This is a genomic window from Streptomyces sp. NPDC004111, assembly GCF_042874215.1.
Taxonomy (GTDB): Bacteria; Actinomycetota; Actinomycetes; order Streptomycetales; family Streptomycetaceae; genus Streptomyces.
Genome location: NZ_JBIAMU010000010.1, coordinates 155,289 through 180,794 on the forward strand (window position 1 = coordinate 155,289; position 25,506 = coordinate 180,794).

The window sequence follows — 25,506 nt, forward strand, 5'->3', positions numbered from 1 at the left end:
GCCCAAATCGGATGCCGGGGCGGCCCGCACCCTCGTACTGTCGCCGGATGAGCCCAGCGAGCGACGACACGCGGCACCGCACCGGCCCCGCCCCCGCCTCCGGCCTTCTGAACGTCATCGACGTGGAGGCCACCTGCTGGCAGGGGCAGCCGCCGCCCGGCTCGGTGCACGAGATCATCGAGATCGGCCTCACCGTCGTCGACCTCGGGGCGGGCCGACGGGTGTCCAGGCACCGCCTCCTGGTCCGGCCCGCGCGGTCCGAGGTGAGCGCGTTCTGCACCGAACTGACCGGTCTGACCCGGGCCGAGGTGAGCCGGGGCACGACCTTCGCCGAGGCCTGCCGGATCCTCCGCGAGGAGTACGGGGCGGGGGAGCGCCCGTGGGCGAGCTGGGGCGACTACGACCGGTTGCAGTTCGCGCGGCAGAGCACGGCGGACGGGGTGGAGTACCCCTTCGGCCGCCCCGCGGAACTGCTGCACACCAATGCCAAGGCCGTGTTCGCCCAGGCGTACGGGCTGCGCAGGAGGCCGGGCATGGCGCACGCGCTGCGCGTCGCGGGGCTGCCGCTGGAGGGCCGCCACCACCGGGGCGAGGACGACGCGTGGAACATCGCCGCGCTCGTCCTGGACCTGCGGGCGCGCGGCGCGTGGCCGCCCCCGGCCGCCCCGGCAGACGGGTCCCCGGCAGCCCCGGCAGCCCCGGCCGACGGACCCCCGCCGCCTGCGAGACTTTCCCCATGACCTCCGAGACCTCCGACCCCGACGACGGAACCCCCGCTCTTGACAACCTCACGGTCGGCCGGACCGCCTCCCTGGTGGGCGTCACCGTGAAAACCCTGCACCACTGGGACTCCCTCGGCCTCGTCCGCCCCAGCGCCCGCACCTGGGCCGGCCACCGGGTCTACTCGGCGGACGACATCGCCCGGCTCCACCGCGCCCTCGTCTACCGGGAACTCGGCTTCCCGCTCGCCGAGATCGTCCGCATCCTCGACGCCCCGGACGTCACCGCGCACGGCCACCTGCGCCGCCAGCGCTCCCAGCTGCTCGACCGGATCTCCCGCCTCCAGGACATGGTCTCCTCGGTCGACCGCATGATGACCGCCACGAAACCCGGGATCCGGCTGACCCCGCGGGAGCAGGTCGAGATCTTCGGCGCCGACTGGGACCCGGGCCAGGTGGACGAGGCGGAGGCCCGCTGGGGCGACAGCGCGGAGTGGGGGCAGTACGCGGAGCGGGCCGCCGCGATGACCCCCGAGGACTGGCGGGAGATCGCCGCCGCCACCGAAGCCCTCCACCGGGACCTCGCCGCCGGGAAACGCACCGGCCTGGCCCCCGGCTCCGACGCGGCGAACGCCCTCGCGGAACGGCACCGCGCGTCCGTCTCCCAGTACTTCGACTGCACGCACGCCATGCACGTCTGCATCGCGCGCGGCTATGTCGACGAACCCGGTTACGTCGCCCACTACGACGCCATGGAACCCGGTCTGGCCCGCTGGCTGCGCGACGTGATCTTCGCGAACGCCGAGGCGAACGGCACCGACCCCACGACCGCGAAGTGGGAGTGAACCCGCTGCCCGGCTCTTGAACCGTCACCGGGTGCGCGGCCGTGCCCGGCCGTCCCGCCCCCGTACCCGCCGCAGCGCCCGCGGCTACGGCGTCCGGGGCATCCGTACGACGGCCCGCCCGCCGTCCAGGTCCACCGTGGTCCGGTGCGGCGGTGCGCCGTCCTCCTCGTCGTCCCGCAGCAGCAGCGCCGACCGCCGCTCCTTGAGTTCGCTCTGCTTGCCCGGCGAGAACGAGGCGTGCAGCTGCTCGAAGCCGGTCGACGATATCTGCCCCTGCCGGGCACCGTTGCGCCACGGCAGCATTCCGGAACGCCCCGCGCGCAGCAGCAGCTGGTCGACCAGGGCCAGCACGGTCAGCAGGATGACCAGACCGGGGAGGGTCATGAAGACGGCGAATTCCATGCCCCCAGTATCCGGCAGGGCCCGCCCACCGCCGCGGTCCGCCGGTACCGCCCCCGTTCCATGATCGCTAGATTTGGCCTCCGCACGGCGCCCTCCGGAGCCGTGAACCCGCCCCGCAGGAGGATGACTTGGACTCCCGGCCCCGTCCGCGGATATCGGCGTACGCCCTCGCCACCGCAGAGGACCACCTGCTGCTGACCCGTCTCTCCGCGGCCTCCCCGGTCTTCGAACCCGGGCTCTGGCACCTGCCCGGCGGCGGGATCGACCCCGGCGAGCAGCCGCGCGAGGCGCTCGCCCGCGAGCTGTACGAGGAGACCGGGCTGGAGCTCCTGGACGCCCGGCTGCTGGACGCGCGGTCCTACGCCGCCCACCGGCTGGGCATCGGCTGGCACCTGGTGGGCGTGTTCTACCGGGTCGAGCTCAAGGCCGGTCCTCTCGCCGTCACCAAGACCGACGACTCCACCTCGGAGGTCGCCTGGCACCCGCTGGCCGGTCTGGACGCCGCGGAGCTGTCCCCGGCGGCGGTGGACGGTCTGGCGATGCTCCGGGCCCAGGACCCCGCCCCGTGAAACGTTGCGGCGGTGCCTCCGTCGCCGACGGGCACGACCTCGGCACGCTCCCGGTCAGCCCGCGTCGCGCGGGGCGCCGTACCAGCGCCAGGTCTCGCGGCGCGGGCGGCCGGGGCCCCCGGTGCGGCCGGTGGCCCACAGCAGGGTCGGCCACGGGGCGTCCTCGGTGAGCGGCACGTCGGGGAACAGCCGGACCAGGGCGCGTTCCGCCAGTTCCTGCGGGGGCCGCTGGGGGACGCCGAGGCCGCGCGCCGCGTCGTAGGTGTGCACCAGGGCCTCGACGACGCCCATCGCGGCGAACCCCTCCGGATCGGCGGCCCCGAACACGTGCGGTGCCGACGTCGCGGGCGGGGCGGTGTCGACGGCGGCGGCCAGCAGGGCGCCGCAGGCCTCGACGGTGGCCAGCAGCCCCTCGGGACCGGCCGCCGGGTCGACGAAGACGACGTTCAGCGGGCCCTCGGGCCGGTCGCGGGAGAGCCGCAACGGCACCCGGGGCACGCTCGCCGGCCGTGCGGGCCCGAACCGCAGCGCGTAGGTCACGAGGTCGTCCGCGAGGTGTTCCAGGGTCTCCCGGCACGACCACTCCAAGTCGCCCGCGGGCGACTCCCATCGCGCGGCGGGCGCGCCGGTGAGGGTGGTCACGCAGTGGGCGACGGCCTCGCGGACGTGCCGTCCGCCCACGGGGGTGCGCGGTGCTCCGGACGGTGACATGCGGTGCAGCCTACGGCTTGGGCGGACGGGGTGATCAGCAGCCCCTGCCCGGGGTCACCAATCCCGTCTCGTACGCCATGACCACCGCCTGGGCCCGGCTGGCCAGGCTGAGTTTGGACATGGTCCGGTTGAGGTGGGTCTTGACCGTGGCGCCGCTGATGAACAGCCGCTCGGCGATGGCCGCGTTGGACAGGCCGTGGGCGGCCAGCCGCAGCACCTCCACCTCCCGGTCGGTCAGCAGCTCCAGATCGGCCGGGGCGGCGGGGGGCGGCAGCGCGTCGGGGCCGGACCCGGCCGCCGGGCCCCGCGTCTCCTCGGTGCGCTGCGCGAACGCCTCGACCAGGCGGCGGGTGACGCTCGGGGCGAAGAGCGCGTCCCCGCCGCGCACCGCCGTCACGGCCGCCAGCAGCCGTTCGGGACCGGAGTCCTTCAGCAGGAACCCGGACGCTCCGGCGCGCAGCGCCCCGTACACGTACTCGTCGAGGTCGAAGGTCGTCAGCACGAGGACGCGCGGGGCGGGCTCCTCGGCCTCGGCGAGGATCTTCTCGGTGGCGACGATGCCGCTCATGCCCGGCATCCGGATGTCCATCAGGATCACGTCGGGCCGCAGCCGGGCGGCGAGTTCGACGGCCTCCGCGCCGTCGCCCGCCTCGCCCGCCACCTCGAACCCCGGTGCGGCGCGCAGCAGTCCCGCCAGGCCGGCCCGGATGAGGAACTGGTCGTCGACGACGAGCACCCGCGTCACCGGGGTGGTCGGGACGGTGGGGGACGGCTGGGAGGCGGGGGCGGCCGGAGTGGACGGAGGCACCGGTTCGGTCATCCGGACCGCCGGGGGCTGGTCATGGTGAGGCGTCGTCCTCCCGTCGGACGGCCCGGGGCGAGGTGGGCAGGGCGAGGCGTACCTCGTAGCCGTCACCGAGCGGGCCGATGCTGATCGTTCCGCCGTAGAGCTTGGCCCGCTCACGCATTCCAATCAAGCCATGGCCGCCCGGTGAGAGCGCGCCGAGGTGCTTTCCGGCCGGGCCGAACCCGGACGCGATGGCCGGTTCCGCCCGGGGTGCCTCGTTTGTCACCACGACCGTCACCTCGTGCGTCTCGTACCGCAGTTGTACGAGTGTGGGGGCGCCGGGGGCGTGCTTCACGACGTTCGTGAGGGCTTCCTGGACGACCCGGTAGGCGCACAGCTCCACCCCGGGGGCGAGCGGACGCGGGGTGCCCGCCGTCCGCAGCTCCACCGGCACGCCCCCGCTCCGTACCCGCTCGACCATCTCCGACAGCCGGGCGAGCCCCGGCATCGGCGCGTCCGGAGCCGCCCCCGTGGAACCGTCGCCGCCACCGCCGCTCCCGCCGGGCTCGTCGTCGTCCGCCCGCAGCAGCCGCAGCATCCGGCGCATCTCCTCCAGGGCCTCCGTGCTGGTGCCGGAGATGGTGTCCAGGGCGGCCCGCGCGGTCGGCGGGTCGGAGTCGAGGACGAAGCGGGCGAGCCCCGACTGCACGGAGATCACCGACATGTGGTGGGCGACGACGTCGTGCAGCTCGCGGGCGATCCGGCCGCGTTCGGCGGCCACCTCCCGGCGGGCCCGCTCCGCCTGCTCCAGCCGCAGTCTGCGCGCCAGCTCCGCCGACCGCCGGGCGGTGAACCCGAACCGCCACAGCACGGCGGGCCAGACCAGCGCCTGAGCCAGCACGGAGGACATGACGGAACCGGGGTGCAGCAGCCCCGCGCCGGTCCACACCGCCGCCATCAGCCCCGCGCAGGCCACCGACGTACGGGCCGGGCGCAGCGAGGCGACGGTGTACACGGCGAGCATGGGGGCGGTGCAGACGGCGACCGGCCAGTACCCGGCGACGATGTAGCCGAGCCAGCCCGCGTGGACGGCCAGGCAGCTGAGGACCGGGGCGCGGGTGCGGAGGACGGCGGGCAGCGTGGTGAGGGCCAGCAGCGCGTACCCGAGCGCGTCGAGGGCCGGCCAGCCCTGCCGTACGGCCTCCTGCCCCAGCAGTACGGCGACCGTCGTCTGTGCCAGGGCCAGCAGCGCGTCGAGGCCCCGGGGCCCGAGCCGGCCGGTGCCGAGCCGGCGGGTGCCGGAGCGGACGGTGCCGGGGCGGACGGTGCCGCGAGGGGGCGGGGAACCGGTCTGCCGACGGCGGACGAAGGGGGAACGGATCCGCATCGTCGCAGCGTAGTGGCGGGGCCTGGGGTGAACGTCAACCGGTCGATGTACCACGCTGGTTGTAGACGGCCCGGAACTACCGCGCTGGGTTGACCCGGGGATCAACCCTCCGCAGGACGCGGCCGACGGCGTACCGCCCGTAACTTCTGTGCCAAGCAGTGCGGGGGACGGCGCGGCGCGAGCGGCGCTGCACTGCGGCACGTACGGGCGTCACCGGGCGGCAGGGGATCCGTGGGGGAGATCCTGGCCCGGTGACGCGACCGGACCGACGACGACGGCCCGTCCTGGGGAGAGGACGGCCCGTCGCGTTGTCGTGCGCGGAGCCGGTACCAGGCTCAGCAGCCAGCAGCCAGCAGCCAGCAGCCAGCAGCCAGCAGCCAGCAGCCAGCGCCTTCGGGTGCTTTCGAGGGCTTTCGGCTGTCCGGCGATGCCGGGTGCGCCGCTCGTGCAAGATGGCCGAAGTGTGTCCCCGGGACCCGTCCCGGGGACACACTTCGGCCGGCGCTTCCTCAGCCGCCCACGTACTCCGCCAAGTGCTGTCCCGTCAGGGTCGAACGGTCCGCGACCAGAGCCGTGGGCGTGCCCTCGAAGACGATCCGGCCGCCGTCGTGGCCCGCGCCGGGACCCAGGTCGATGATCCAGTCGGCGTGCGCCATCACCGCCTGGTGGTGCTCGATCACGATCGCCGACTTGCCGGATTCGACCAACCGGTCCAGCAGGCCCAGGAGTTGCTCGACATCGGCGAGGTGCAGGCCCGCGGTCGGCTCGTCCAGGACGTACACACCGCCCCTCTCGGCCATGTGCGTGGCCAGCTTGAGCCGCTGGCGCTCGCCGCCGGACAGCGTGGTCAGCGGCTGCCCGAGCGTGAGGTAGCCGAGCCCGACGTCGGCGAGCCGCTCCAGGATCCGGTGCGCGGCCGGGGTGCGCGCCTCGCCGTCACCGAAGAACTCCTTCGCCTCGGCCACCGGCATCGCGAGCACCTCGCTGATGTCACGGCCGCCCAGGCGGTACTCCAGCACCGCCGCCTGGAACCGCTTGCCCTCGCACTCCTCGCAGGTGCTGGAGACCCCGGCCATCATCCCCAGGTCGGTGAAGACGACACCGGCGCCGTTGCAGTGGGGGCAGGCGCCCTCGGAGTTGGCGCTGAAGAGCGCCGGCTTCACCCCGTTCGCCTTCGCGAACGCCTTGCGGATCGGGTCGAGCAGTCCGGTGTACGTCGCCGGGTTGCTGCGCCGTGAACCGCGGATCGCCCCCTGGTCGACCGTGACGATGCCTTCCCGGCCCGCCACCGACCCCTGGATCAGCGAGCTCTTGCCGGACCCGGCGACCCCGGTGACCACCGTCAGCACGCCGAGCGGAATGTCGACGTCGACGTCCTGGAGGTTGTGGGCGTTCGCGCCGCGCACCTCCAGGACGCCGGTGGGCTCGCGCACCTCGTCCTTGAGCTTGGCCCGGTCGTCGAAGTGGCGTCCGGTGACCGTGTCGGCGGCCCGCAGCTCCTCCACCGTGCCCTCGAAGCAGACGGTGCCGCCGCCCGCCCCCGCGCCGGGGCCGAGGTCGACGACGTGCTCGGCGACGGCGATCGTCTCCGGCTTGTGCTCCACGACGAGCACCGTGTTGCCCTTGTCCCGCAGGCGCAGCAGGAGGTTGTTCATCCGCTGGATGTCGTGCGGGTGCAGGCCCGTGGTGGGCTCGTCGAAGACGTACGTGACGTCGGTGAGCGAGGAGCCGAGGTGGCGGATCATCTTGACCCGCTGCGCCTCGCCGCCGGACAGTGTGCCGGACGCGCGGTCCAGCGACAGGTACCCGAGGCCGATCTCCACGAACGAGTCGAGGGTCTGCTGGAGTGCGGTGAGCAGGGGTGCCACCGAGGGCTCGCGCAGCCCGCGCACCCACTCGGCCAGATCGCTGATCTGCATCGCGCACACGTCGGCGATGCCGACCTTGGCGATCTTCGAGGAGCGGGCCTCCGCGCTGAGCCGGGTGCCGTCGCACTCGGGGCAGGTGGTGAAGGTGACCGCCCGGTCCACGAATTCGCGAATGTGCGGCTGCATCGCCTCGCGGTCCTTGGAGAGGAACGACTTCTGGATCTTGGGGATCAGCCCCTCGAAGGTGAGGTTCACCCCCTCCACCTTCACCTTGGTCGGCTCCCGGTACAGGAAGTCCTGCATCTCCCGCTTGGTGAACTTCTCGATCGGCTTGTGCGGATCGAGCAGCCCCGACTCGGCGTACACCCGCACGGTGAAGAAGCTGTCGGACTTCCAGCCCGGGATGGTGAACGCGCCCTCGGCGAGCGACTTCGACGCGTCGTACAGCTGGGTGAGGTCGATGTCGGAGACCGAGCCGCGGCCCTCGCAGCGCGTGCACATGCCGCCGGTGCGGTTGAAGGTCGCCTTCACCGTCTTCTTGTTGCCGCGCTCGACGGTGATCGCGCCGCTCGCCCGTACCGAGGGCACGTTGAAGGCGAACGCCCCGGGCGAGCCGATGTGCGGCTTGCCGAGCCGGCTGAAGAGGATGCGCAGCATCGCGTTGGCGTCGGTGGCGGTGCCGACCGTGGAACGCGGGTCCGAGCCCATCCGCTGCTGGTCGACGATGATCGCCGTCGTCAGCCCGTCCAGCACGTCGACCTCGGGGCGCGCCAGGCTCGGCATGAAGCCCTGCACGAAGGAGCTGTACGTCTCGTTGATCAGCCGTTGCGACTCGGCGGCGATCGTGTCGAAGACCAGCGAGCTCTTGCCGGACCCCGAGACGCCCGTGAACACCGTCAGGTGGCGCTTGGGGATCTCGATGCTGACGTCCTTGAGATTGTTCACGCGCGCACCGTGCACGCGGATCAGATCGTGGCTGTCGGCAACGCGCGGCGCGGACGACGGCGAGTCCGATGTCTTCCTGGCCCTGCTCATCGTGTCTCCCTGTGGGGTGTACGGGCTGAAGTGGCGGGTGAGGGGGTGGTGGGGCGTGGTCCGGAACGCTCAGGCCAGCCAGGCGCCGTCGCGCATCAGCGTGCGGCCGGCCAGCTCGTCCGCCTCCCGCCACGTCTGGACGCGGACCGGCCGGACCCGGAACCAGCGGTACGTCGCCGTCTCGGCACGCGGGTCGAAACCGGTGCGCGCCGCGAACCGGTCGCCGTGTTCCCGGGGCAGCGCGTCCATCTCCAGGACCTCGACCTCGCCGTCGATCATCGTCACGTCGCGGGTCGGCCCCAGCCCCAGCCGGACGGCCTTGGCGGCGGCCAGGTTCCGGCCGGTCGGGCTGTTGGCGGGAGTGGCCAGCAGCAGCGTCTCGCCGTCCCAGTCGAAGGACAGCGGCACCAGGTACGGCGCACCGTCCGCCGAGGCGCTCGCCACCCAGAGGTCGGCGTCGCCGCCGAGCCGCCGCTCGGTGTCGAGCCGGCGCTGGGTACGGGTGCGGGGTCCGGAGTGCGGGGTGAGGTCCATGCGGATCACATTAGGTCCGGGCCCATGACGAGTGCTTCTCCAATCCTGATCCTGACCGGACCGTTTTCCGCCCGCGGGCGCCCCGGCCCCATCGGCCCCACCCCGGGCGGCGCGGTCTACGAGGTCTCCGCGGGGGCCGAACCCCCGTCGGGTCCGCCCGCCGTCCGACGCGCGCCCATCATCCGGTACATCCCGATCGACCCGTGCCCCGCCGTGTCGGCGAAGCCGAACTTCTCGTAGAGGAAGCGCGCGGGCCCGTCCGCGATCAGTGACACGTACGCCGTGGCCGGTGCCCGCCGCTCCAGCTCCCCGGTGAGCGCCGCCATGATGCGCCTGCCGAGCCCCCGTCCCTGGTGCGCCGGGTTCACGCAGATGTCGACGATCTGGAACGCGGTTCCGCCGTCCCCGATGATCCGCCCCATGCCGATCGGCCGACCGCCGTGTTCGAGCACCACCCCGAACCACGTGTTCGGCAGCGCGAGCGCCGCCGCCTCGGGGGACTTGTCCGAAAGTCCGGCATCCGTGCGCAGCCGTCGGAAGTCCTCCACGGAGGGCACGCCGATACGCAGCTCGTAAGAGTCACTCATGGCATTCATGCCTTACATGCTACGGGGTGCGGTGGTGGGGCGCACGGATGGCCGGGCACGCGCACGGGTCTGTCGCCGCTACCGGCCGCCGCCCCGGAGGGCCATACTCGAAGTCATGATCGCTGACGACCCGTACCTGTGGCTCGAAGACATCGAAGGACCGGACGCGCTCGCGTGGGTGCGCGAGCGCACCGCGGAGTGCGAACGGGTGCTGGAGGGGCCGGAGTTCGACAAGCTCTCCAGCGAGCTCCGGGAGGTGCTGGACGACGCCCGGCGCATTCCCTACGTCCGGCGCCGCGGCGAACTGCTCTACGACTTCCGGCGGGACGCCACCCACGTCCGGGGCGTCTGGCGGCGCACGACCCTCGCGGAGTACCGCAAGGACGAGCCGGAGTGGGAGACCGTGCTGGACATCGACGCCCTGGCCGAGGCCGAAGGCGTCGACTGGGTCTGGGACGGCGCCCGGGTGCGCTACCCGGACCACCGGCGGGCCCTGGTCAGGCTGTCCCCTTCGGGCACGGACGCCGTCGTGGTGCGCGAGTTCGACATGGTGGAGCGGGAGTTCGTACCGGAGGACGCTACGGGCGGCACGGCGGGCGGGGGCCCCGCGGGCTTCCGGGTGCCCGAGGGCAAGACCCGTATCGGCTGGATCGACGAGGACACCGTCTTCCTCGGCGCCGACCTCGGCCCCGACTCGCTCACCACCTCGGGCTACCCGCGCACCGTACGCCGCTGGCGGCGCGGCACCCCGCACACCGAGGCCGCGCTCGTCTTCGAGGCCGCGCGCGACGACCTGTCGGTGACCGGCTGGCGCGACCCCACCCCGGGGTACGTCCGCGACTTCCTCGCCGTGCACCGGGACTTCTGGCACCAGGACCTCTACCTCCTGGGCGACGGCGACCGGTTGACGCGGATCGACGTACCGGACGACGCCACCGCGTACGCGCACCGCGAATGGCTGATCGTCAGCCCCAGGAGCGAGTGGCTGGGGCATCCGGCCGGCTCGCTCCTCGCGTTCGGCTTCGACGCGTTCCTGGCGGGTGCGCGCGAGGCGGCCGTGCTGTTCACGCCGACGGCCCGCACCGCGCTCGAAGGGCACTCCTGGACGCGCGACCACCTGATCCTGGAGATCCTGACGGACGTCGCCACCAGCATCGAGATCCTCACCCCGGGGGCACCCCCGGCCGGTACCGGCGCGGGAGCCCCGGCCGCCTGGTCCCGGCGCCCCCTCACCGACGTGCCCCCGCTCGCCTCCGCCACCGTCACCGCCACGGACCCCGACAGCGACGAGTACTTCCTGGCCGTCGACGGCTTCCTCCAGCCGCCCACCCTCTACCGGGGCGAGGCCACCGCGCACCCGGGCGGCGCGATGGAACAGCTCAAGCAGTCCCCGGCCCTCTTCGACACCACGGGCCTGGCCGTACGCCAGCACTTCGCCACCTCCGACGACGGCACCCGGGTGCCGTACTTCGTCATCGGCCCCGCCGAACCCACCGGCCCCACCCCCACGCTCCTCTACGGCTACGGCGGCTTCGAGCACACCCAGACCCCCGGCTACGGCGCCCTGCGCGGCCGGGGCTGGCTGGCCCTCGGCGGTACGTACGTCATCGCGGGCATCCGGGGCGGCGGGGAGTACGGGCCCGCCTGGCACCGCGCCGCGCTCAAGGCGAACCGACCGCGCGCGTTCGAGGACTTCGCGGCCGTCGCCCGCGACCTCGTCGCCCGGAACCTGACCACCCCCGACCGGCTCGGCATCGAGGGCCGCAGCAACGGTGGCCTGCTCATCGGCGCGATGCTCGCCCGCTACCCCGAACTCTTCGGAGCCGCGATCATCGGCGCGCCCATCCTCGACCTGCGCCGCTACCACCTGCTGCTCGCGGGCGCCTCCTGGATCGCCGAGTACGGCGACCCGGACGACCCCGCCGACCGGCCCCACATCGACGAGATCTCCCCGTACCACAACCTCCACGCCGACCGCGGCTACCCGCCGACCCTCCTCTACACCGCCACCAGCGACGACCGCGTCCACCCCGGCCACGCCCGCAAGACCGCGGCCCTGCTGCGCGCCCAGGGCCACGAGGTCCTCTTCCACGAAACCCCCAGCGGCGGCCACAGCAGCGCCGCCGACAACGCCCAGTCCGCCAGGCTCCAGGCCCTGAAGTACACCTTCCTGCGGAACACGCTGGGGGAGCGGCGGGACCAGGACGGACGGCCGGGGCGGCGGGGCAATGGGCCGAACGCCCCGGCCGGGTCGTGAAGGTGGCCGTCAGCGTGGGTTCGTCAGCAGTTCGAGGAGTTCGGCGAGTTGTCGGCGTACGTTCTCGTCGGTGATGAGGCCGTCCGTGCCGAGCATCGCGCGGTCCACCGGGATCCGGGCGCAGGCGGGTTCGACGACGGTGGCTCCGGTGTAGCCGAGCACCTGGCGCAGGGTTTCCTCGGCGCCCTGGCCGCGGCCAGGGGCGGCCGAGTTGACCCAGGCGGTGGGCTTGTCGCTGATCTCGGTGCCGCCGACCGTCCAGTCCAGCAGGTTCTTGAACGACCCGGGCAGGGTGCCCGCGTACTCCGGGGTGCAGATCAGGATCGCGTCCGCCGTGTCGATCGCCGCGCGCAGTTCGCGCACCGCGGCCGGCGGCGGGTCGGTGTCGTCGTCGGGGTTGAAGTGCGGCAGGGCGGCCAGGCCGTCGTACAGGACGGTGCGCGCCCCGGCGTGAGCCACGGCCCCCGCGGTGCGCAGGACGGACTCGTTGGAGGAACCGGTACGCAGACTTCCGGACAGCAGCAGGATCACGGGTGGCGTAGACATCCGCTCAACCTACTGCCCGGCCGCCTGCCGCGCTCCGGCAATTGTTCGTCCCGTGACGGGGAGAGCGAAGAGCGCTTCAGACGACCGGGGGACGGCCGAGCCTGGTCATCCGCCACACGGTGCGCCACCTCATCGGCCTGCGCGGACCGCACGGGGTGCGCACTCCCTCCAGGAACCCCGCGCACCACGCCTTCAGCCCGGTGAGCGAGCGGATCCTGGCCAGGGTGAGCGCCAGCCAGACACCCAGGTAGACCGGGACGAGGGGGACCGGGAGCCTGCGGCGCGCGATCCACACCCGGTTGCGTGCGGTGTACCGGTAGTACACCGCGTGCCTCGCCGGGGACGTCTTCGGGTGCCGCAGGACCAGGCCCGGCTCGTAGAGGATCTTCCAGCCGGCGTCGAGCGCCCGCCAGGCCAGGTCCGACTCCTCGTGCCCGAACCTGAACTCGCCCGCCCAGATGCCGATCTGACGCAGCATCGGCACCGACAGCGCGTGCCCGCCGCCGAGGAAGCTGGTCACCAGGCCGCGCCGCATCGGGTCGCCCGCGCGCAGCCGCGGTACGTGCCTGCGCTGGGTCTCGCCGTGCTCGTCCGCGATGCGGAACGACACGATGCCGAGCGCGGGGTCGTGCGCGTACAACTGCTGGACCTGCCGGAACACGTCGTCGGCGACGAGGAGTCCGTCGTCGTCGAGTTCGACGACGACGTCCACCTCGCCCGAGTCGATCAGTGCCCGAAGCCCGACGTTACGGGCGCCGGGGCAGCCCGGGTTGTCCTCCAGCGGGATCTTGGTGACGTCGTACGGGACATCGGTGAGCGGCGTCGCGCTGCCGACCAGGACGACTCGGGCCGCGGCGGAGTCCTGCTTGTTCACCGAGGCGATCAGGGCGTCGAGCTCTGCCGGGCGGTTGCCCATGGTGACGATGACGACGCCGATGCGGGGCAGGGGCAGGGGCTGCGGCTGTGGCAGGGGCATTGCGGTGGACTTCCGTGGGGCGGTGCTGGTGGTGGGAGCCTACGGGGGAGAGTGCGGCCGGGCGGGCGCGGTCAGGTGGTCACGGGGAGGCTGCGCAGGCCCCGCATGACGAAGTTCGGCCTGCGCTCCGGCTCCGCCGCCAGGCTCAGCCGCGGTGCCTGGGCCAGCAGGGCGCGCAGCGAAGCGGTGAGTTCCAGCCGGGCGAGCGGTGCGCCGATGCAGTAGTGGATGCCCGCGCTGAAGGAGATGTGCGGGTTGTCGCGGCGGGACAGGTCCAGTCGCTCCGGGTGGGCGAAGACCGCGGGGTCGTGGTTGGCCGAGCCGAAGAGGAGGGCCACCTCCGCGCCCCGTTCGATCTTCGTACCGTCGATCTCGATGTCGTCCAGCACCCAGCGCTCGAAGAGCTGGAGCGGGGTGTCGTACCGCATCAGCTCCTCCACCGCCGTGGGCAGCAGCCCGTCCGGGTCGGCGCGCAGGGCCGCGAGCTGCTCCGGGTCGCGGAAGAGGGCGTACCAGCCGTTCGTCGTCGCGTTCACCGTCGCCTCGTGGCCGGCGTTCAGCAACAGCACGCAGGTGGAGATCATTTCCTGCTCGGTGAGCCGCTCACCGTCCTCGTGCGCGGCGATGAGGCCGGAGATCAGGTCGCCGCCCGGGGCGCCGCGACGGTGCGCGATCAGTTCCCGCAGGTAGGAGGAGAATTCGAGGGAGGCCCTGACGGCCCGTTCCGCCGTCTCCGGCGACGGGTTCAGCTCGTACATCCCGCAGATGTCCGCCGACCAGGGGCGCAGCGGAGCCCGGTCCGCCTCGGGGATCCCCAGCATCTCCGCGATCACCGCCACCGGCAGCGGTTCGGCGACGGCCCCGAGCAGGTCACCGCCGCCCGCCGCCACCAGTTCCGCGACCAGCTCGGACGCCAACCGGGTCACGTACGGCTCCAGTTGGGCGACCGTGCGCGGGGTGAACGCCTTGGAGACCAGGCGGCGGATCCGGGTGTGGTCCGGCGGCTCCAGGTCCAGCATCCCGTGGTCGTTCAGGGTGTGGAACGGCTCGTGCTCGGGCGGCGGCGCGGTGCGCCCGAACTCCTCGTGCCGGAACCGGTGCTGGTACGAGCGCCCCAGCCTGCGGTCGCGCAGCAGCGCCGACACATCGGCGTGGTGCGGCACCAGCCACTGCCCGGTCGGCTCGAACCAGTGCACCCGGCCCCGGGAACGCAGCTCCGCGTAGGCGGGGTAGGGGTCGGCGAGGAACTCGGGGGACCAGGGGTCGAAAACAGCGTCCATGCGGGGACGCTAGCCCCCTTCGCCCGGCACGGCCACATCGGGCCCTGGCGCCCGCCCCGCCGGTAGGTCTTCGTACGCTGCTGCGCATGAGCAACCCTCCAGCACCACTCGACGATTCAGAGGTGGCCACCGCAGCCGCCCGCGCCGGCGCCGACGTCGTGCGCGAGCTGTACGGCAAGCGCCTCGACCGCATCGACAAGGGTGCGGGGGACTTCGCCACCACCGCCGACATCGAGGCCGAGCAGGCGATCCTCGACGTCCTGCGGGCAGAGCGCCCCGACGACTCCGTGCTCGGTGAGGAGGGCGGCCGGCGGGGCGCCGCGCGCACCGACCGGCAGTGGCTCGTGGACCCCCTGTGCGGCACGCTGAACTACGCCGTCGGCAACATGCTGGTGGCCGTCAACGTGGCCCTGCGCGGCGGGGCCGCCGCGGTGGCCGACCCGTTCAGCGGCGAGGTCTTCTGGACCGACGGCACGGTGGCCCGCGTGCGGCACGAGGGGGCCGACACGGACCTGGTGCCCTCGGCCGACGTCCGCCTGGTCGATGTGAACCTGGACCCGCCGTTCCCCGGCGCACCCGGTTTCCGGGCGGTGGACCTGCTGGCGGCGCCGGAGTTCGTGGCGGGCTTCCGGCCGCGTGTCGTCTCCACGACGCTGGCCCTGGCCTGGGTCGCCGCCGGCCGGCGCGCCGCGTACGTCACGGACGGCGGCGACCTCTCCGGCAGCGTCCACTTCGCCGCGGGCATCGCCCTGTGCCGGGCCGCGGGCTGCGTGGTCACCGGGATCGACGGCGCCCCGGTCCTGCCCGGCGGAGCCGGCGGACGCGGCCTGGTGGCGGCGGCCGACGAGGAGACCCACCGGCAGCTGATGGCGATGATCCGCAACGACGGCTGACCGGGGGGACGGGCCGGGGCGGAGGGCAGCGGGCCGCACCGGTAGGTCACACCGGCAGGTGCCGTGCGAAGAACGACCGTACGAGACGGCGCACGGCAGGCACCGTGGCACGCGGATTCCCCGTGCCCACCATGGACGCGCGCTGGTCGGCGCTCATCAGGCCGGCCGCCTGGAGGTGGGGGACGAGGGTCGCGTGGTCGGTGAAGGCCCAGTGGTGGGTGTGCGCCAGTTCGTGGCGGACGACCGGGCCGCCGTGCGCCATGAGGGCGCCCCAGGTCCGGTCCAGGCGGGCGTCGCGGAAGCCGTCGGTGCCCGCGAGGAGCAGCGGACGGTCCGTTTTCTGCCGTGCCACCGGCAGGAGTTCGCCGTCCGTCCAGTCGAGATAGCCCTCCAGATCGGCGGCGGCCACGATCCGCCGGTCCTCGTGCAGGGCCTGCGCGACGGCGGTGCCGCCCGCCGAGTGTCCGTACACCCCCACCCGTTCGAGGCCGAGCGCGCCGATCACGAAGCGGAGGTCGGCGACCCTGGTGTCGATCATCGTGCGGAACGTGGCCGCGTCGGGTGGGCCGAACAGCACGGTGGGCCGCAGCCGTTCGCGTCCCGGCCGCTCGTCGGGGAACTCCACCTCGCTCGCCTCGCCGGGGTGGTCGACCGTGACGACGGTCCAGCCGTACGAGGCCAGGTCCGCCGCGAGGGAGGAGCCCAGGGTACGGGGATCCCCGCCGCCGGGGCTGTAGAGCAGTACGGGGCGTAGGCCGGGCCGCGCGGGGGCGCCGGCCCTGGTGTGGGTGAGCGTGGCCGCCCAGTCCACGCCCTGCGGAAGCGGATGCACCAGGGGTGCCAGTTCGCCGAAGTGGCCGGCGGCGGCGGGAGTCATCTGCGGGGCGCGCGGGAACCGGCGGTGCCCGGGAGCGGCCGGCCGCAGAACCGTGATCATCAGCTCACGCACCTCGATGGCCGGTTCCCAGGGGTCGTTGCGCGAGGTGTCGACGAGGTGGTGCACGGTGGCGCTCACGGGATGGGGGCCGGTGGGCGCGGGGAGGCGGAGGGGCCGGGAGCCGGTGGTGCGGGAGGCGGCGAGCGCGGGGGACGCGCCGAGGAGGAGAGCGCCGGTCGAAGCGAGGGCGCCCTTGACGAGGGCGCGGCGGGCCGTGGTGGAGGAGAGGTTCATGACAGCGATCCTGGCCGGGGGTTCCGCCCCGGCGCGAAGGTTCAGGCCTGTCCCGAAAGGCTGGCGCGCGGCGGCGACGGCGGACATTCTGGGGGGCTGTGGGCCACGGGCTGTGGGCTGTGGGCTGTGGGGCCGTATGGTCGGCCGGGTATCCGGGCCGCCATGCGGAGAGCCTGCCCGGTGGGCGAGTGTCATGCCTCCCCCGCGCCGTGGCTCCCGGAATGTGCAGGTCAGAGCGCTGTGGTGCGGGAGGTCATGCCCCCCGCGCCGGGGCTCCCGCAGCAGCCAGCGGCAGCAGACACCATGAGCAGGCAGCGGCAGCGGCAGCAAACAGCAGGCAGCAGAAGGTGCCCATGATCCGAATCCACTTCACCGCCGACGACTTCACCCGCGTCCGCTTCGCCCCCCGGCCCTCGCCCGTGCCCGAGATGCACGCGGCGCTCATGATGCTGGGCGTGCCCGACGAGGGGCTCATGTTCGGGCGGTGGCGGCGGGGAGTGCTGCGGAGCCTGCCCGCCGCCGTCGGCCCGCTCGCCGACCTCGTACCGGACGGGGTGCCGCCCGCCTTCCTCGACGTTCTCGGCGACACGCCCGACGAGGGGTTCGCGCTCATCAGGTCGCAGCGGCCCGAGTTCGTCCGTTCCGGGCTGCGCGAGGTGTACGGGGCCCGTCCCGTCCCGCCCTGGATCCGCGGGCTGTACGACGGCGACGACCAGGCGTGGCGGACCTTCGGCCGCGCCCACCGGGCCGCGTACGAGAGCGTGCTGGCCCCCGTGTGGAACCTCGTCCAGGACCTGCACCGCGCGGAGTTCACCCGGCACGCCCTGATCCTCGCCGAACAGGGCCTCGGCGCCGCGCTCGCCGCCGTCGTCCCCGGGTCGCTGCTGCGGGACGGGATCTGGGAGCTGCCACCGGCGGGCGCGGGTGCCACCGGCGTCCGGGACGTACGGCTCGACGGACGCGGACTCGTCCTGCTGCCCACCTTCCACTGGCGGCGCGGCCCCCTCGTCCAGGACCTCCCCGGACTCCCGGAGCGCCCGGTCTCGCTCGCCTTCCCGGCGGGCCGCGGGCTGCCGCTCCTCCCGGACGGCGGAGCGCAAGGGACGGCGGACGAACCCCTCGCGGGAGTACTCGGCCGGACCCGGCTCGCGCTGCTCCGCTCGCTCGACCAGGCGCATACGACCACGGGCCTGGCCCGCCGCATCGGCGTCAGCAACGCCACCGCCTCCGCCCACGCGGCGGCCCTGCGCGCCGCCGGTCTGGTCACCACCGCCCGTACGGGCCGCTCCGTCGAGCACCACCGGACCCCGCTGGCGGACCTCCTGCTGACGGGCGGCAGGACGGGGGTGGCGGACAGGACGGCGGCGGGGGACGGGACGGCGGCGGGCGGCAGCACGGTGGCGGGGGACGGGCGGAGCTGAGCGCGGGGCGGCACCCGTCGTGCCGCGCCCGTGGCCGGAGGCAGTGGCGCGCGGGCGGCCGACGGCGATCACGACGTCCGATTTCCGCCGGTCATCGCGCTGCCCGCACCCGAGGCTGGAGCCATGACCACCACGACGTACACCGCACTGCCCATTCCCGCCGCCGCGCTCGGCGAACTCCGCGTGTCCGACGACTCGGGCCGCGCGCTCAGCCCGTTCACCGCCGGGGACGGCGCGCCCGTCGACTCCGTGGGCAGTCCGCTGCGCTGCTGTCTGCGCGCCGTCGAGGAGGGCGAGCGGGTCGCCCTCGTCTCGTACGCGCCGCTGCGCCGCTGGGCGGCGGACTCGGGGGCCGCGCCCGGGGCGTACGACGAGGCGGGCCCGGTCTTCGTCCACGCCGACGCCTGCGCGGGCCCGGACGCGGCGGCCGGGACGTACCCCTTCGCGCGTCCGGGCGCGCTGCGCACCCTCCGCCGCTACGACGCCGGCGGCCACATCGTCGGAGGCCGGCTCCTGGAGATCCCGGCGGACGCGGCGGCCGGTTTCGACCGGGCCCTGGACGAGGCCTTCGCCGTACCGGAGGTGGCGTTGGTGCACGTACGGGCGGTGGAGTACGGCTGCTTCCAGTTCGAGGTGCGGCGGCCGGCACAGGAACCCGCGGGCGATGCGCTCACGGCGACGGGTCCGGCCCGGCGGACGCACTCCGCCTGAGTGCCAGCTCCCTGACCTCCTCCTCCAGAGCCTCCGCGGGCAGCAGCCTCGGCAGCAGGCCGGGTTCGAGCGTCAGCGCGCGGAAGACCAGCGCGACGGTCACCTCGTGGTCCGGGCGGTGCACGACCTCGACGGGGTCGGCCGCCCGGATCTCGCCCGGCTCGACCACCCGCAGATAGGCGCCGGGCACCGCCGCCCCGGTGAACCGCTTCAGCCAGCCGTCCACGCCCAGCCAGCCCTGGAACGTCGAGCAGGGGATCCGGGGCCCCGACACCTCCAGGACCACGTCCCGGCCGATCCGCCAGCGCTCGCCGATCAGGGCGCCGTTGACGTCCAGGCCCAGGGTGGTGAGGTTCTCGCCGAAGACCCCGTCGGCCAGCGGCCTGCCCAACTCGGCCTGCCACACGTCGAGATCCTCACGGGCGTACGCGTAGACGGCCTGGTCCGTCCCGCCGTGGTGCCGCACGTCATGGGCGCGGTCGCCCGCGAGACCGACCTCGCCGCTGCCCTTGGGACCGGGCGCGTGCACGGCGACGGGACCGTCCACCGGCCGCTTGTCGATGCCTGTCGCTCCGGGCCCCTTCTTCCACGGGTTGGGCCGGGGCCTGCCCACATTGACCGAGACCAGTTTCATCCGCCCGACGCTACCCCTGGCCCAGGCCCGACGTGCTCCGTTCGCGCCGCATCGGGTGAGCGGTGACGACGGCCGGGGTGCGGCGGGGTGTGCTTCCGGTGGGTGAGCCGTGTCTCACCGGGCCGTCGTGTCTTGTCTATGCAACAAATTGCATAGCAAGATCGCGGTGTGGCACTCGAACACGCGATTCTCGTCTCGCTGCTGGAGCAGCCGGGCTCCGGCTATGAGCTGGCCCGGCGGTTCGAGCGGTCCATCGGCTACTTCTGGACCGCCACCCACCAGCAGATCTACCGCGTCCTGAAGCGGATGGAGGGCGACGGGCTGCTCGACGTGCGGGACGTGGTGCAGCAGGCCAGGCCCGACAAGCGGGAGTACTCCGTCGCCGCGCCGGGCCGCGAAGTGCTCTCCGAGTGGCTGCACCGGCCGAGCGAACCCGAGAGCCTGCGGCACGACCTCGCGGTGAAGATCCGCGGTGCCGCCTTCGACGACCCCGCCGCGCTGCTGCGCGAGGTCGAGCGCCACCACCGCGCCCACCAGGACCGGCTGGCCCACTACCTCGCCGGGCAGACCCGCGACTTCACCGGACCGGACGCCCCCGCACCGCTCGACGTCGGCCAGGAGCTCCAGCACGTGGTGCTGCGCGGCGGCATCGCGTACGAGCGGATGACGATCGCCTGGCTGGACGACGTGCTGGCCACCGTGCGGCGCCTGGTCGCGGCCGGGGCGGGCGGGCAGGCGGATCCGGGAGCCGGCCCGCCGCCCTCCTGACACCCCCGGGGCGCGGACGCACCCACATACGCTCCCCGGCGCGGCACCACCCACCGACCACCGGACACACCCTCAACCCACCCTCCCCGGAAGGCGAACCCTCATGGCCGACCCGCTCCTGTTCAACCCGCGCACGTACGACCCCCAGGGCTTCGACGCGGAGACCCACCGGCTGCTGCGCGCCACCGTCGACTGGTTCGAGGCGCGCGGCAAGCGCAGGATCATCGAGGACTACCGCACCCGCGCCTGGCTGGCGGACTTCCTCGCCTTCTCCGCCAAGGAGGGCCTGTTCGCGACCTTCCTGACCCCCGCGGACGCCGCGGGCGAGAGCACCGACAAGCGCTGGGACACCGCCCGCATCGCCGCCCTGAACGAGATCTTCGGCTTCTACGGGCTCGACTACTGGTACGCCTGGCAGGTCACCATCCTCGGCCTCGGCCCGGTCTGGCAGAGCGACAACGCCGCCGCCCGCGCCCGCGCGGCCGAACTCCTCGACCAGGGCGAGGTGTTCGCGTTCGGCCTCTCCGAGAAGTCGCACGGCGCCGACATCTACTCCACCGACATGCTGCTCACCCCCGACGGCGACGGCGGCTTCCTGGCCACCGGCTCCAAGTACTACATCGGCAACGGCAACGCGGCCGGCCTGGTGTCCGTGTTCGGCCGCCGCACCGACGTCGAGGGCCCCGACGGCTACGTCTTCTTCGCCGCCGACAGCCGCCACGACGCGTACCACCTGGTCAAGAACGTCGTCGACTCCTCGAAGTACGTCAGCGAGTTCCGGCTGGAGGGCTACCCGGTCACCGCCGCCGACGTCCTGCACACCGGACGCGCCGCCTTCGACGCCGCGCTGAACACCGTCAACGTCGGCAAGTTCAACCTCTGCACCGCCTCCATCGGCATCTGCGAGCACGCGATGTACGAGGCCGTCACCCACGCGAGCAACCGCATCCTCTACGGGCGTCCCGTCACCGCCTTCCCGCACGTGCGGCGCGAGCTGACCGACGCGTACGTGCGCCTCGTCGGCATGAAGCTCTTCAGCGACCGCGCCGTCGACTACTTCCGCACCGCGGGCCCCGACGACCGCCGCTACCTCCTCTTCAACCCGATGACGAAGATGAAGGTGACCACCGAGGGCGAGAAGGTCATCGACCTCATGTGGGACGTCATCGCCGCCAAGGGCTTCGAGAAGGACAACTACTTCGCCCAGGCCGCCGTCGAGATCCGCGGCCTGCCGAAGCTGGAGGGCACGGTCCACGTGAACCTCGCCCTGATCCTGAAGTTCCTGAAGAACCACCTCCTGGACCCGGCGCCGTACGAGCCCGTCCCGACCCGCCTGGACGCGGCCGACGACGACTTCCTCTTCCGGCAGGGACCGGCGCGCGGCCTCGGCTCGGTCCGCTTCCACGACTGGCGGCCCGCGTTCGACGCGTACGCGAGCCTCCCCAACGTGGCCGTGCTGCGCGAACAGGCCGACGCGCTCTGCGAGTTCGTGACGACCGCCGCCCCCGACGCCGAGCAGAGCAAGGACCTCGACCTCCTCCTCGCCGTCGGCCAGCTCTTCGCGCTGGTCGTGCACGGCCAGCTCATCCTGGAGCAGGCCCGCCTGACCGGCCTCGACGAGGACGTCCTGGACGAGCTGTTCGCCGTACTCGTACGGGACTTCTCCGCGCACGCCGTGGAGCTGTACGGCAAGGACTCCGCCACTGAGCGGCAGCAGACCTGGGCGCTGGGCGCCGTCCGCCGCCCGGCCGTGGACGAGGCCCGCTCGGCCCGCGTGTGGGAGCGGGTCGAGGCGCTCTCGGGTGCCTACGAGATGGCGCCGTAAGGCACGCGGCCGTACCGGGGCGCGCGCCCAGCACGGCGCGCGCCCCGGACTCAGCCCCGTGCCGCCTTCTCCTCGGCCGCCGCCTCCGCCGCGATCCGGTCGAACTGGGCGCCCATCGCCTCGGACAGCGCCTGGGCCGCGCTCAGCGGGCGGACCATGACCGTCAGGGCGTCGACCTTGCCGTCCGCGTCGAAGTGCAGGAAGTCGCAGCCCTCCACCTGCTTGCCCGCGACGGTGGCGGCGAAGACCAGGGCGTGGTCGCGGCCCCCGGCGTCGGCGATCTCACGGACGTAGCGGAAGTCCTCGAAGACGCGCATCGCGCCCCGCAGCACCGCCGCGGTGATGGCCTTGCCCGGGTAGGGCCTGAACACGACGGGGCTGGTGAACACGACGTCGTCGGCCAGCACGGCGGCGAGCGCCTCCTCGTCGCGGTCCTCGACGGCCTTGCGGAAAGGGTTCACGGCGGGCTCCTGGGATAGTCAATTAGTTGAGTAGGTGCGTCGGTGAGTATCGACCCTCGGCAGGGGGATGTCCAGAGCTGTTCCGGCGGGGGAGGAGTAGTCACCTTTTTGACTAGGTGGCAAGGTGCTACGGTGCCGCAATGGCACTGCGCAACGCCGTGATGGCGGCCCTCCTGGAAGGCGAGGCCTCGGGGTACGACCTGGCGAAGGGTTTCGACGCCTCGGTCGCCAACTTCTGGACCGCCACACCCCAGCAGCTCTACCGCGAGCTGGAGCGCATGGAGGCCGACGGGCTGATCGCCGCCCGTGTGGTGCGGCAGGAGCGGCGCCCCAACAAGCGCCTGTTCTCCCTCACCGGGGCGGGCCTGGCCGCCGTGCACGAGTACACCGCCGAGCCCCCGGGGCGCCCCAGCTCCATCCGCGACGAACTCCTGGTCAAGGTGCAGAGCGTGGACGCCGGCGACGCCGAGGCGGTGCGCGTCGCGGTCGCCGAACGGATCGACTGGGCCAAGGCCAAGCTCGCCCGCTACGAACGGCTGCGGGACAAGCTGCTCGACGGCCGCACCGAGGACCGGTACTTCGCCGAGTCCGAGCGCGTCGGCCCGTACCTCACGCTCCAGCGCGGCATGGCCTTCGAGCGCGAGAACATCCGCTGGGGCCGGACCGCGCTGCGCGTCCTCGACCGGCGCGCGGCGGCCCGGCAGCCGGACCGACCGGCAGCGGCGCACAGCAGTGACGGGCCGGCGCCGGCCGGCGGGAACGTCCTGCCTGCGGGAACGTCCGGCCGGACCGCACGTCCGGCCGGACCCCGGAGCCCTCAGAAGGCCCCGTAGTTCACCTGCCACGTCGGCAGGCCCATGCGCCGCCACAGCTCCACCACACGGTCCCGGTCGTCCAGCGAGACCCGGACGGCGAACCGGTCGCGCACGTGCGCGTCGAACAGCTCGGCCTTCACGACGTCGTCCCGCCGCTGGTCGCCCGAGGGCCGCATCCACAGCTCGTCGTACGGCACCTCGTGCCGGGCGAGCCACTCCTCGGTCTGCGCCCGGAAGTCCTCGCTGCGGCCGGACAGCAGCACCAGGACGTCACCGTGCGTGCCCCGGAAGGCGTGCAGCGCGTCGCGCACCGACGGGTTGAGGACGTCGAGCCCGCAGCGCGAGAAGTCGTACGGACCCCGGTCGCCGGTCAGCGCCAGCGTGCCGTCGATGTCGCACATCACCGCGGAGGGCAGCGCCGGGTCGGCGACGTAGGGCGCCACCGGCGGCTGGTCGTTGAGCCATTCCCCGGTGAGCCGCCAGCCGCCCTTCGTGGCCTTCGCGTGCTTGTCCGCCAGGATGCGGATGATCTCCTCGCCGACCGGCCGCTCCCGCGCGGCGTCCCGCCGTACGCACTCCGCCACGGCCACGTCCGTGAAGTCGTGCACCACGAACACCGCCTGTCCCGCGACGGCGGCCTTGAGGCGCTTGGGGATGTGCGGGGTGAGGTGGGTGTTGTCGACGACCACGTCGAACCCGCCGTCCACGGCGGCCCGCACCGCCGCGTCCTGCACCGCGAGGACGGTCTGCTCGTGGGCGAACGAACGGGTGCGCTCCTCGTCCTCCCGCGCCGGGATGTCGAGCATCGCCCGCAGGTCGTCGAGGTTCACCCGGCGCATCCGCCCACCGGACTCGGCCTGCAGCTGGCGTGCCGCGGTGGTCTTGCCGGAGGCGGGCAGGCCGGTCATCACATGGACGGTGGGCAGGGGGGCGGGAGTCGCCGCCGCGTCGGCGGCAGCCGTGGTGCCGGCGGGAGCGGCACCGGCGTCGGTGCGGGTGTCGGATACAGACATGGTTCAGCTGTCCTCATCGGTCTTGAACGGGTCGGCGGCCACCGGCTTCAGGGACCGCCAGACCATGAGATCGGTCGGCCGCCCCTCCAGCCGCAGGAACATCGCGGACCGCAGTTCGCGGTCCGTCAGCCGCTGCGCGGCACGGGCGAACGCGGCCCGGTCGCCCCCGAGCCCGGCGATCGTCGCATACGCCGCGTCGATCTCCCGCTCCCGGTCCGCCGCGGCCCCCTCCAGCCCCGCGACCACGCTCCGCACCCACGCGTCGAACTCGTCGGGCACCTGCTCCAGCAGGTCGTCCAGCGGACGGCCCGCGGCGGCCTCGGCGGGGGAGCAGGCGACCGCCTGGGCGATCTGCTTGGCGGGGTGTCCCGCGTCGGCGAACCGCTGGATCCCGTACCGCGTCCAGATGTCCCGCACGGTGACCCCGGTCAGCACCTTGTGCAGCCGTACGTACTCGGCGATCTTGGCCTTCGCCCGGACCCCGGACGCGAAGCGCAGCACGAAGCCCTCGGCGTCGGTGCCGGTCGCGGGCGCGCCCCCGATGAGCGTGTTCGACCCGGTCAGGGCGAGCAGTTCGGCCAGCTCCATCGCCGGCCACACCCGTACCACGGAACCGACCGCGGCCCACGCCCGCGCGGCCTCGGCCAGCGGCACCTCCGCGCCGTCCGCCGCGAAAGCGGCGAGCAGCACCAGGTCGCGCCGGTCGCCGTAGTCGACGACGATCCGGTTCTCCGGGTAGAGGATCTCCGCCAGGTACGTGGTCCCCGGCACGAGCGCACCGGTGTCGCGCGCGTCGAGGCGGCGCTGCGCCCAGGTCGCCTGCTCGCTGGTGAAGGAGCCCTTCGACGCCACGTGCCAGCGGCCCGCGTAGTGGAAGACGATGCCGAGGCTCCCGTCGATCTTGTCGTACACCTCGAACGGCTCGTCCGGCAGCGCGGGCGCGTAGGGGCGGTCCGCCGCGTGCTCCGCCACGTTGAAGAACTTCGGCAGCGGCAGCGCCACCACGTCCCCGCGTTCGTCGTCGACCACCAGCCCCCGGCACCGCAGGGTCACGTCCGACCACGCCTGCTCGAACTGGCAGGAGCGGGTGTACGCGTAGATGGACAGCGGCAGCGAGGGGTGCGTCCTGCGCGTGAGCAGTCCGGTCTCGACCGCCTTCGCGAGGTCGGCGGCGGAGAAGAGGGTGTCGAGAGCCATTCGGGGCGGAATCATGGGTTTACTCCTGGTTTCAGTTCCCCCATTCTTCCGTGCGGACGGGTGTGCGGAACAGCGAATTTGTCGGACCGGGCCG

The 25,506-nt window shown here is 73.3% G+C and carries 25 protein-coding genes; 10 read left to right on the forward strand and 15 right to left on the reverse strand.

Going from position 1 to position 25,506, the window contains the following annotated elements; all coding sequences use genetic code 11:
• The first annotated feature begins 47 nt into the window (after nt 1–47).
• A complete protein-coding gene (locus tag ACFYVL_RS20875) occupies nt 48–740 on the forward strand; it encodes an exonuclease domain-containing protein (protein ID WP_389246851.1) in 693 nt (230 codons plus the stop codon).
• Nucleotides 737–1,564 (forward strand): MerR family transcriptional regulator, encoded by an 828-nt coding sequence (locus tag ACFYVL_RS20880; protein ID WP_389246853.1) that lies wholly within the window; start codon nt 737–739, stop codon nt 1,562–1,564. The genes ACFYVL_RS20875 and ACFYVL_RS20880 overlap by 4 nt, the downstream gene beginning before the upstream one ends.
• An 84-nt stretch (nt 1,565–1,648) precedes the next feature.
• Here ACFYVL_RS20880 and ACFYVL_RS20885 read toward each other — a convergent pair whose 3' ends face one another.
• A complete protein-coding gene (locus ACFYVL_RS20885) occupies nt 1,649–1,966 on the reverse strand; it encodes a DUF6191 domain-containing protein (protein ID WP_389246855.1) in 318 nt (105 codons plus the stop codon).
• A 128-nt stretch (nt 1,967–2,094) separates the two neighbouring features.
• Between ACFYVL_RS20885 and ACFYVL_RS20890 the strand changes: the two genes are divergently transcribed.
• On the forward strand, nt 2,095–2,535 hold the full coding sequence (locus ACFYVL_RS20890; protein WP_389246857.1) for an NUDIX hydrolase: 441 nt from the start codon (nt 2,095–2,097) through the stop codon (nt 2,533–2,535).
• A gap of 54 nt (nt 2,536–2,589) precedes the next feature.
• Here the strand turns inward: ACFYVL_RS20890 and ACFYVL_RS20895 are convergent, their stop codons facing one another.
• From ACFYVL_RS20895 to ACFYVL_RS20920, 6 genes are all read right to left on the reverse strand, one after another.
• Nucleotides 2,590–3,246 (reverse strand): maleylpyruvate isomerase N-terminal domain-containing protein, encoded by a 657-nt coding sequence (locus ACFYVL_RS20895; protein ID WP_389246859.1) that lies wholly within the window; start codon nt 3,244–3,246, stop codon nt 2,590–2,592.
• 34 nt (nt 3,247–3,280) lie between these two features.
• Nucleotides 3,281–3,991 carry a response regulator gene (locus ACFYVL_RS20900; protein ID WP_389247119.1) on the reverse strand — a complete coding sequence of 237 codons (711 nt, stop codon included), beginning with the start codon at nt 3,989–3,991 and terminating at the stop codon, nt 3,281–3,283.
• A gap of 94 nt (nt 3,992–4,085) precedes the next feature.
• Complete coding sequence (locus tag ACFYVL_RS20905; RefSeq protein WP_389246861.1) at nt 4,086–5,420, reverse strand: sensor histidine kinase; 1,335 nt, start codon at nt 5,418–5,420, stop codon at nt 4,086–4,088.
• Between the two features lie 509 nt (nt 5,421–5,929).
• On the reverse strand, nt 5,930–8,323 hold the full coding sequence (locus tag ACFYVL_RS20910; protein ID WP_389246863.1) for an ATP-binding cassette domain-containing protein: 2,394 nt from the start codon (nt 8,321–8,323) through the stop codon (nt 5,930–5,932).
• A 69-nt stretch (nt 8,324–8,392) separates the two neighbouring features.
• Nucleotides 8,393–8,857 carry a pyridoxamine 5'-phosphate oxidase family protein gene (locus ACFYVL_RS20915; RefSeq protein ID WP_389246865.1) on the reverse strand — a complete coding sequence of 155 codons (465 nt, stop codon included), beginning with the start codon at nt 8,855–8,857 and terminating at the stop codon, nt 8,393–8,395.
• Nucleotides 8,858–8,973: 116 nt separating this feature from the next.
• Entirely contained in the window at nt 8,974–9,453 is a 480-nt protein-coding gene (locus ACFYVL_RS20920; protein WP_389246867.1) for a GNAT family N-acetyltransferase, read from the reverse strand.
• Nucleotides 9,454–9,559: 106 nt separating this feature from the next.
• Between ACFYVL_RS20920 and ACFYVL_RS20925 the strand changes: the two genes are divergently transcribed.
• Nucleotides 9,560–11,701, forward strand: coding sequence for a prolyl oligopeptidase family protein (locus ACFYVL_RS20925; protein ID WP_389246869.1), 2,142 nt, complete (start codon nt 9,560–9,562; stop codon nt 11,699–11,701).
• Between the two features lie 9 nt (nt 11,702–11,710).
• On the opposite strand, the gene ACFYVL_RS20930 is transcribed toward ACFYVL_RS20925, so the two are convergent.
• The 3 genes from ACFYVL_RS20930 to ACFYVL_RS20940 form a co-directional block, all read right to left on the reverse strand.
• Nucleotides 11,711–12,247 (reverse strand): NADPH-dependent FMN reductase, encoded by a 537-nt coding sequence (locus tag ACFYVL_RS20930; RefSeq protein WP_389246871.1) that lies wholly within the window; start codon nt 12,245–12,247, stop codon nt 11,711–11,713.
• Nucleotides 12,248–12,323: 76 nt separating this feature from the next.
• Nucleotides 12,324–13,199: a glycosyltransferase family 2 protein gene (locus tag ACFYVL_RS20935; protein ID WP_389247121.1), complete on the reverse strand. Its 876-nt coding sequence runs from the start codon at nt 13,197–13,199 to the stop codon at nt 12,324–12,326.
• A 95-nt stretch (nt 13,200–13,294) separates the two neighbouring features.
• Complete coding sequence (locus ACFYVL_RS20940) at nt 13,295–14,503, reverse strand: cytochrome P450 (RefSeq protein ID WP_389246873.1); 1,209 nt, start codon at nt 14,501–14,503, stop codon at nt 13,295–13,297.
• Between the two features lie 86 nt (nt 14,504–14,589).
• On the opposite strand from ACFYVL_RS20940, the gene ACFYVL_RS20945 reads away from it, so the two are divergent.
• Entirely contained in the window at nt 14,590–15,396 is an 807-nt protein-coding gene (locus ACFYVL_RS20945) for an inositol monophosphatase family protein (RefSeq protein WP_389246875.1), read from the forward strand.
• Between the two features lie 46 nt (nt 15,397–15,442).
• On the opposite strand, the gene ACFYVL_RS20950 is transcribed toward ACFYVL_RS20945, so the two are convergent.
• Entirely contained in the window at nt 15,443–16,567 is a 1,125-nt protein-coding gene (locus tag ACFYVL_RS20950; protein ID WP_389246877.1) for an acetylhydrolase, read from the reverse strand.
• A gap of 353 nt (nt 16,568–16,920) precedes the next feature.
• On the opposite strand from ACFYVL_RS20950, the gene ACFYVL_RS20955 reads away from it, so the two are divergent.
• The gene (locus tag ACFYVL_RS20955; RefSeq protein WP_389246879.1) at nt 16,921–17,988 is read left to right on the forward strand and encodes a helix-turn-helix domain-containing protein; all 1,068 of its coding nucleotides are present in this window, start codon (nt 16,921–16,923) and stop codon (nt 17,986–17,988) included.
• A gap of 123 nt (nt 17,989–18,111) precedes the next feature.
• Nucleotides 18,112–18,699: a DUF1203 domain-containing protein gene (locus tag ACFYVL_RS20960; protein ID WP_389246881.1), complete on the forward strand. Its 588-nt coding sequence runs from the start codon at nt 18,112–18,114 to the stop codon at nt 18,697–18,699.
• Here ACFYVL_RS20960 and ACFYVL_RS20965 read toward each other — a convergent pair.
• Nucleotides 18,659–19,333 (reverse strand): MOSC domain-containing protein, encoded by a 675-nt coding sequence (locus ACFYVL_RS20965; protein ID WP_389246883.1) that lies wholly within the window; start codon nt 19,331–19,333, stop codon nt 18,659–18,661. The two genes, ACFYVL_RS20960 and ACFYVL_RS20965, sit on opposite strands and share 41 nt — an antisense overlap.
• Before the next feature lie 168 nt (nt 19,334–19,501).
• Between ACFYVL_RS20965 and ACFYVL_RS20970 the strand changes: the two genes are divergently transcribed.
• Entirely contained in the window at nt 19,502–20,101 is a 600-nt protein-coding gene (locus tag ACFYVL_RS20970; protein WP_389246885.1) for a PadR family transcriptional regulator, read from the forward strand.
• A 103-nt stretch (nt 20,102–20,204) separates the two neighbouring features.
• Entirely contained in the window at nt 20,205–21,926 is a 1,722-nt protein-coding gene (locus ACFYVL_RS20975; protein ID WP_389246887.1) for an acyl-CoA dehydrogenase family protein, read from the forward strand.
• Nucleotides 21,927–21,976: 50 nt separating this feature from the next.
• Here the strand turns inward: ACFYVL_RS20975 and ACFYVL_RS20980 are convergent, their stop codons facing one another.
• The gene (locus ACFYVL_RS20980) at nt 21,977–22,387 is read right to left on the reverse strand and encodes a nuclear transport factor 2 family protein (RefSeq protein ID WP_389246889.1); all 411 of its coding nucleotides are present in this window, start codon (nt 22,385–22,387) and stop codon (nt 21,977–21,979) included.
• A 140-nt stretch (nt 22,388–22,527) separates the two neighbouring features.
• Between ACFYVL_RS20980 and ACFYVL_RS20985 the strand changes: the two genes are divergently transcribed.
• Nucleotides 22,528–23,220, forward strand: a complete 693-nt coding sequence (locus ACFYVL_RS20985; protein WP_389246891.1) for a PadR family transcriptional regulator — start codon at nt 22,528–22,530, stop codon at nt 23,218–23,220.
• Here the strand turns inward: ACFYVL_RS20985 and ACFYVL_RS20990 are convergent.
• Together ACFYVL_RS20990 and ACFYVL_RS20995 are read right to left on the reverse strand one after the other, a co-directional pair.
• The gene (locus ACFYVL_RS20990; RefSeq protein ID WP_389246892.1) at nt 23,205–24,215 is read right to left on the reverse strand and encodes an AAA family ATPase; all 1,011 of its coding nucleotides are present in this window, start codon (nt 24,213–24,215) and stop codon (nt 23,205–23,207) included. The two genes, ACFYVL_RS20985 and ACFYVL_RS20990, sit on opposite strands and share 16 nt — an antisense overlap.
• Before the next feature lie 3 nt (nt 24,216–24,218).
• Complete coding sequence (locus tag ACFYVL_RS20995; protein WP_389246894.1) at nt 24,219–25,427, reverse strand: RNA ligase; 1,209 nt, start codon at nt 25,425–25,427, stop codon at nt 24,219–24,221.
• Between the last annotated feature and the right edge of the window lie 79 nt (nt 25,428–25,506).

Coding starts and splice junctions, on each gene's coding strand:
- ACFYVL_RS20960 (WP_389246881.1), top strand. CDS start 18,112: ATGACCACCACGACGTACACCGCACTGCCCATTCCCGCCGCCGCGCTC.
- ACFYVL_RS20915 (WP_389246865.1), bottom strand. CDS start 8,857: ATGGACCTCACCCCGCACTCCGGACCCCGCACCCGTACCCAGCGCCGG.
- ACFYVL_RS20885 (WP_389246855.1), bottom strand. CDS start 1,966: ATGGAATTCGCCGTCTTCATGACCCTCCCCGGTCTGGTCATCCTGCTG.
- ACFYVL_RS20965 (WP_389246883.1), bottom strand. CDS start 19,333: ATGAAACTGGTCTCGGTCAATGTGGGCAGGCCCCGGCCCAACCCGTGG.
- ACFYVL_RS20925 (WP_389246869.1), top strand. CDS start 9,560: ATGATCGCTGACGACCCGTACCTGTGGCTCGAAGACATCGAAGGACCG.
- ACFYVL_RS20910 (WP_389246863.1), bottom strand. CDS start 8,323: ATGAGCAGGGCCAGGAAGACATCGGACTCGCCGTCGTCCGCGCCGCGC.
- ACFYVL_RS20940 (WP_389246873.1), bottom strand. CDS start 14,503: ATGGACGCTGTTTTCGACCCCTGGTCCCCCGAGTTCCTCGCCGACCCC.
- ACFYVL_RS20995 (WP_389246894.1), bottom strand. CDS start 25,427: ATGATTCCGCCCCGAATGGCTCTCGACACCCTCTTCTCCGCCGCCGAC.
- ACFYVL_RS20930 (WP_389246871.1), bottom strand. CDS start 12,247: ATGTCTACGCCACCCGTGATCCTGCTGCTGTCCGGAAGTCTGCGTACC.
- ACFYVL_RS20880 (WP_389246853.1), top strand. CDS start 737: ATGACCTCCGAGACCTCCGACCCCGACGACGGAACCCCCGCTCTTGAC.
- ACFYVL_RS20945 (WP_389246875.1), top strand. CDS start 14,590: ATGAGCAACCCTCCAGCACCACTCGACGATTCAGAGGTGGCCACCGCA.
- ACFYVL_RS20990 (WP_389246892.1), bottom strand. CDS start 24,215: ATGTCTGTATCCGACACCCGCACCGACGCCGGTGCCGCTCCCGCCGGC.
- ACFYVL_RS20985 (WP_389246891.1), top strand. CDS start 22,528: ATGGCACTGCGCAACGCCGTGATGGCGGCCCTCCTGGAAGGCGAGGCC.
- ACFYVL_RS20950 (WP_389246877.1), bottom strand. CDS start 16,567: ATGAACCTCTCCTCCACCACGGCCCGCCGCGCCCTCGTCAAGGGCGCC.
- ACFYVL_RS20905 (WP_389246861.1), bottom strand. CDS start 5,420: ATGCGGATCCGTTCCCCCTTCGTCCGCCGTCGGCAGACCGGTTCCCCG.
- ACFYVL_RS20920 (WP_389246867.1), bottom strand. CDS start 9,453: ATGAATGCCATGAGTGACTCTTACGAGCTGCGTATCGGCGTGCCCTCC.
- ACFYVL_RS20955 (WP_389246879.1), top strand. CDS start 16,921: ATGATCCGAATCCACTTCACCGCCGACGACTTCACCCGCGTCCGCTTC.
- ACFYVL_RS20975 (WP_389246887.1), top strand. CDS start 20,205: ATGGCCGACCCGCTCCTGTTCAACCCGCGCACGTACGACCCCCAGGGC.
- ACFYVL_RS20895 (WP_389246859.1), bottom strand. CDS start 3,246: ATGTCACCGTCCGGAGCACCGCGCACCCCCGTGGGCGGACGGCACGTC.
- ACFYVL_RS20875 (WP_389246851.1), top strand. CDS start 48: ATGAGCCCAGCGAGCGACGACACGCGGCACCGCACCGGCCCCGCCCCC.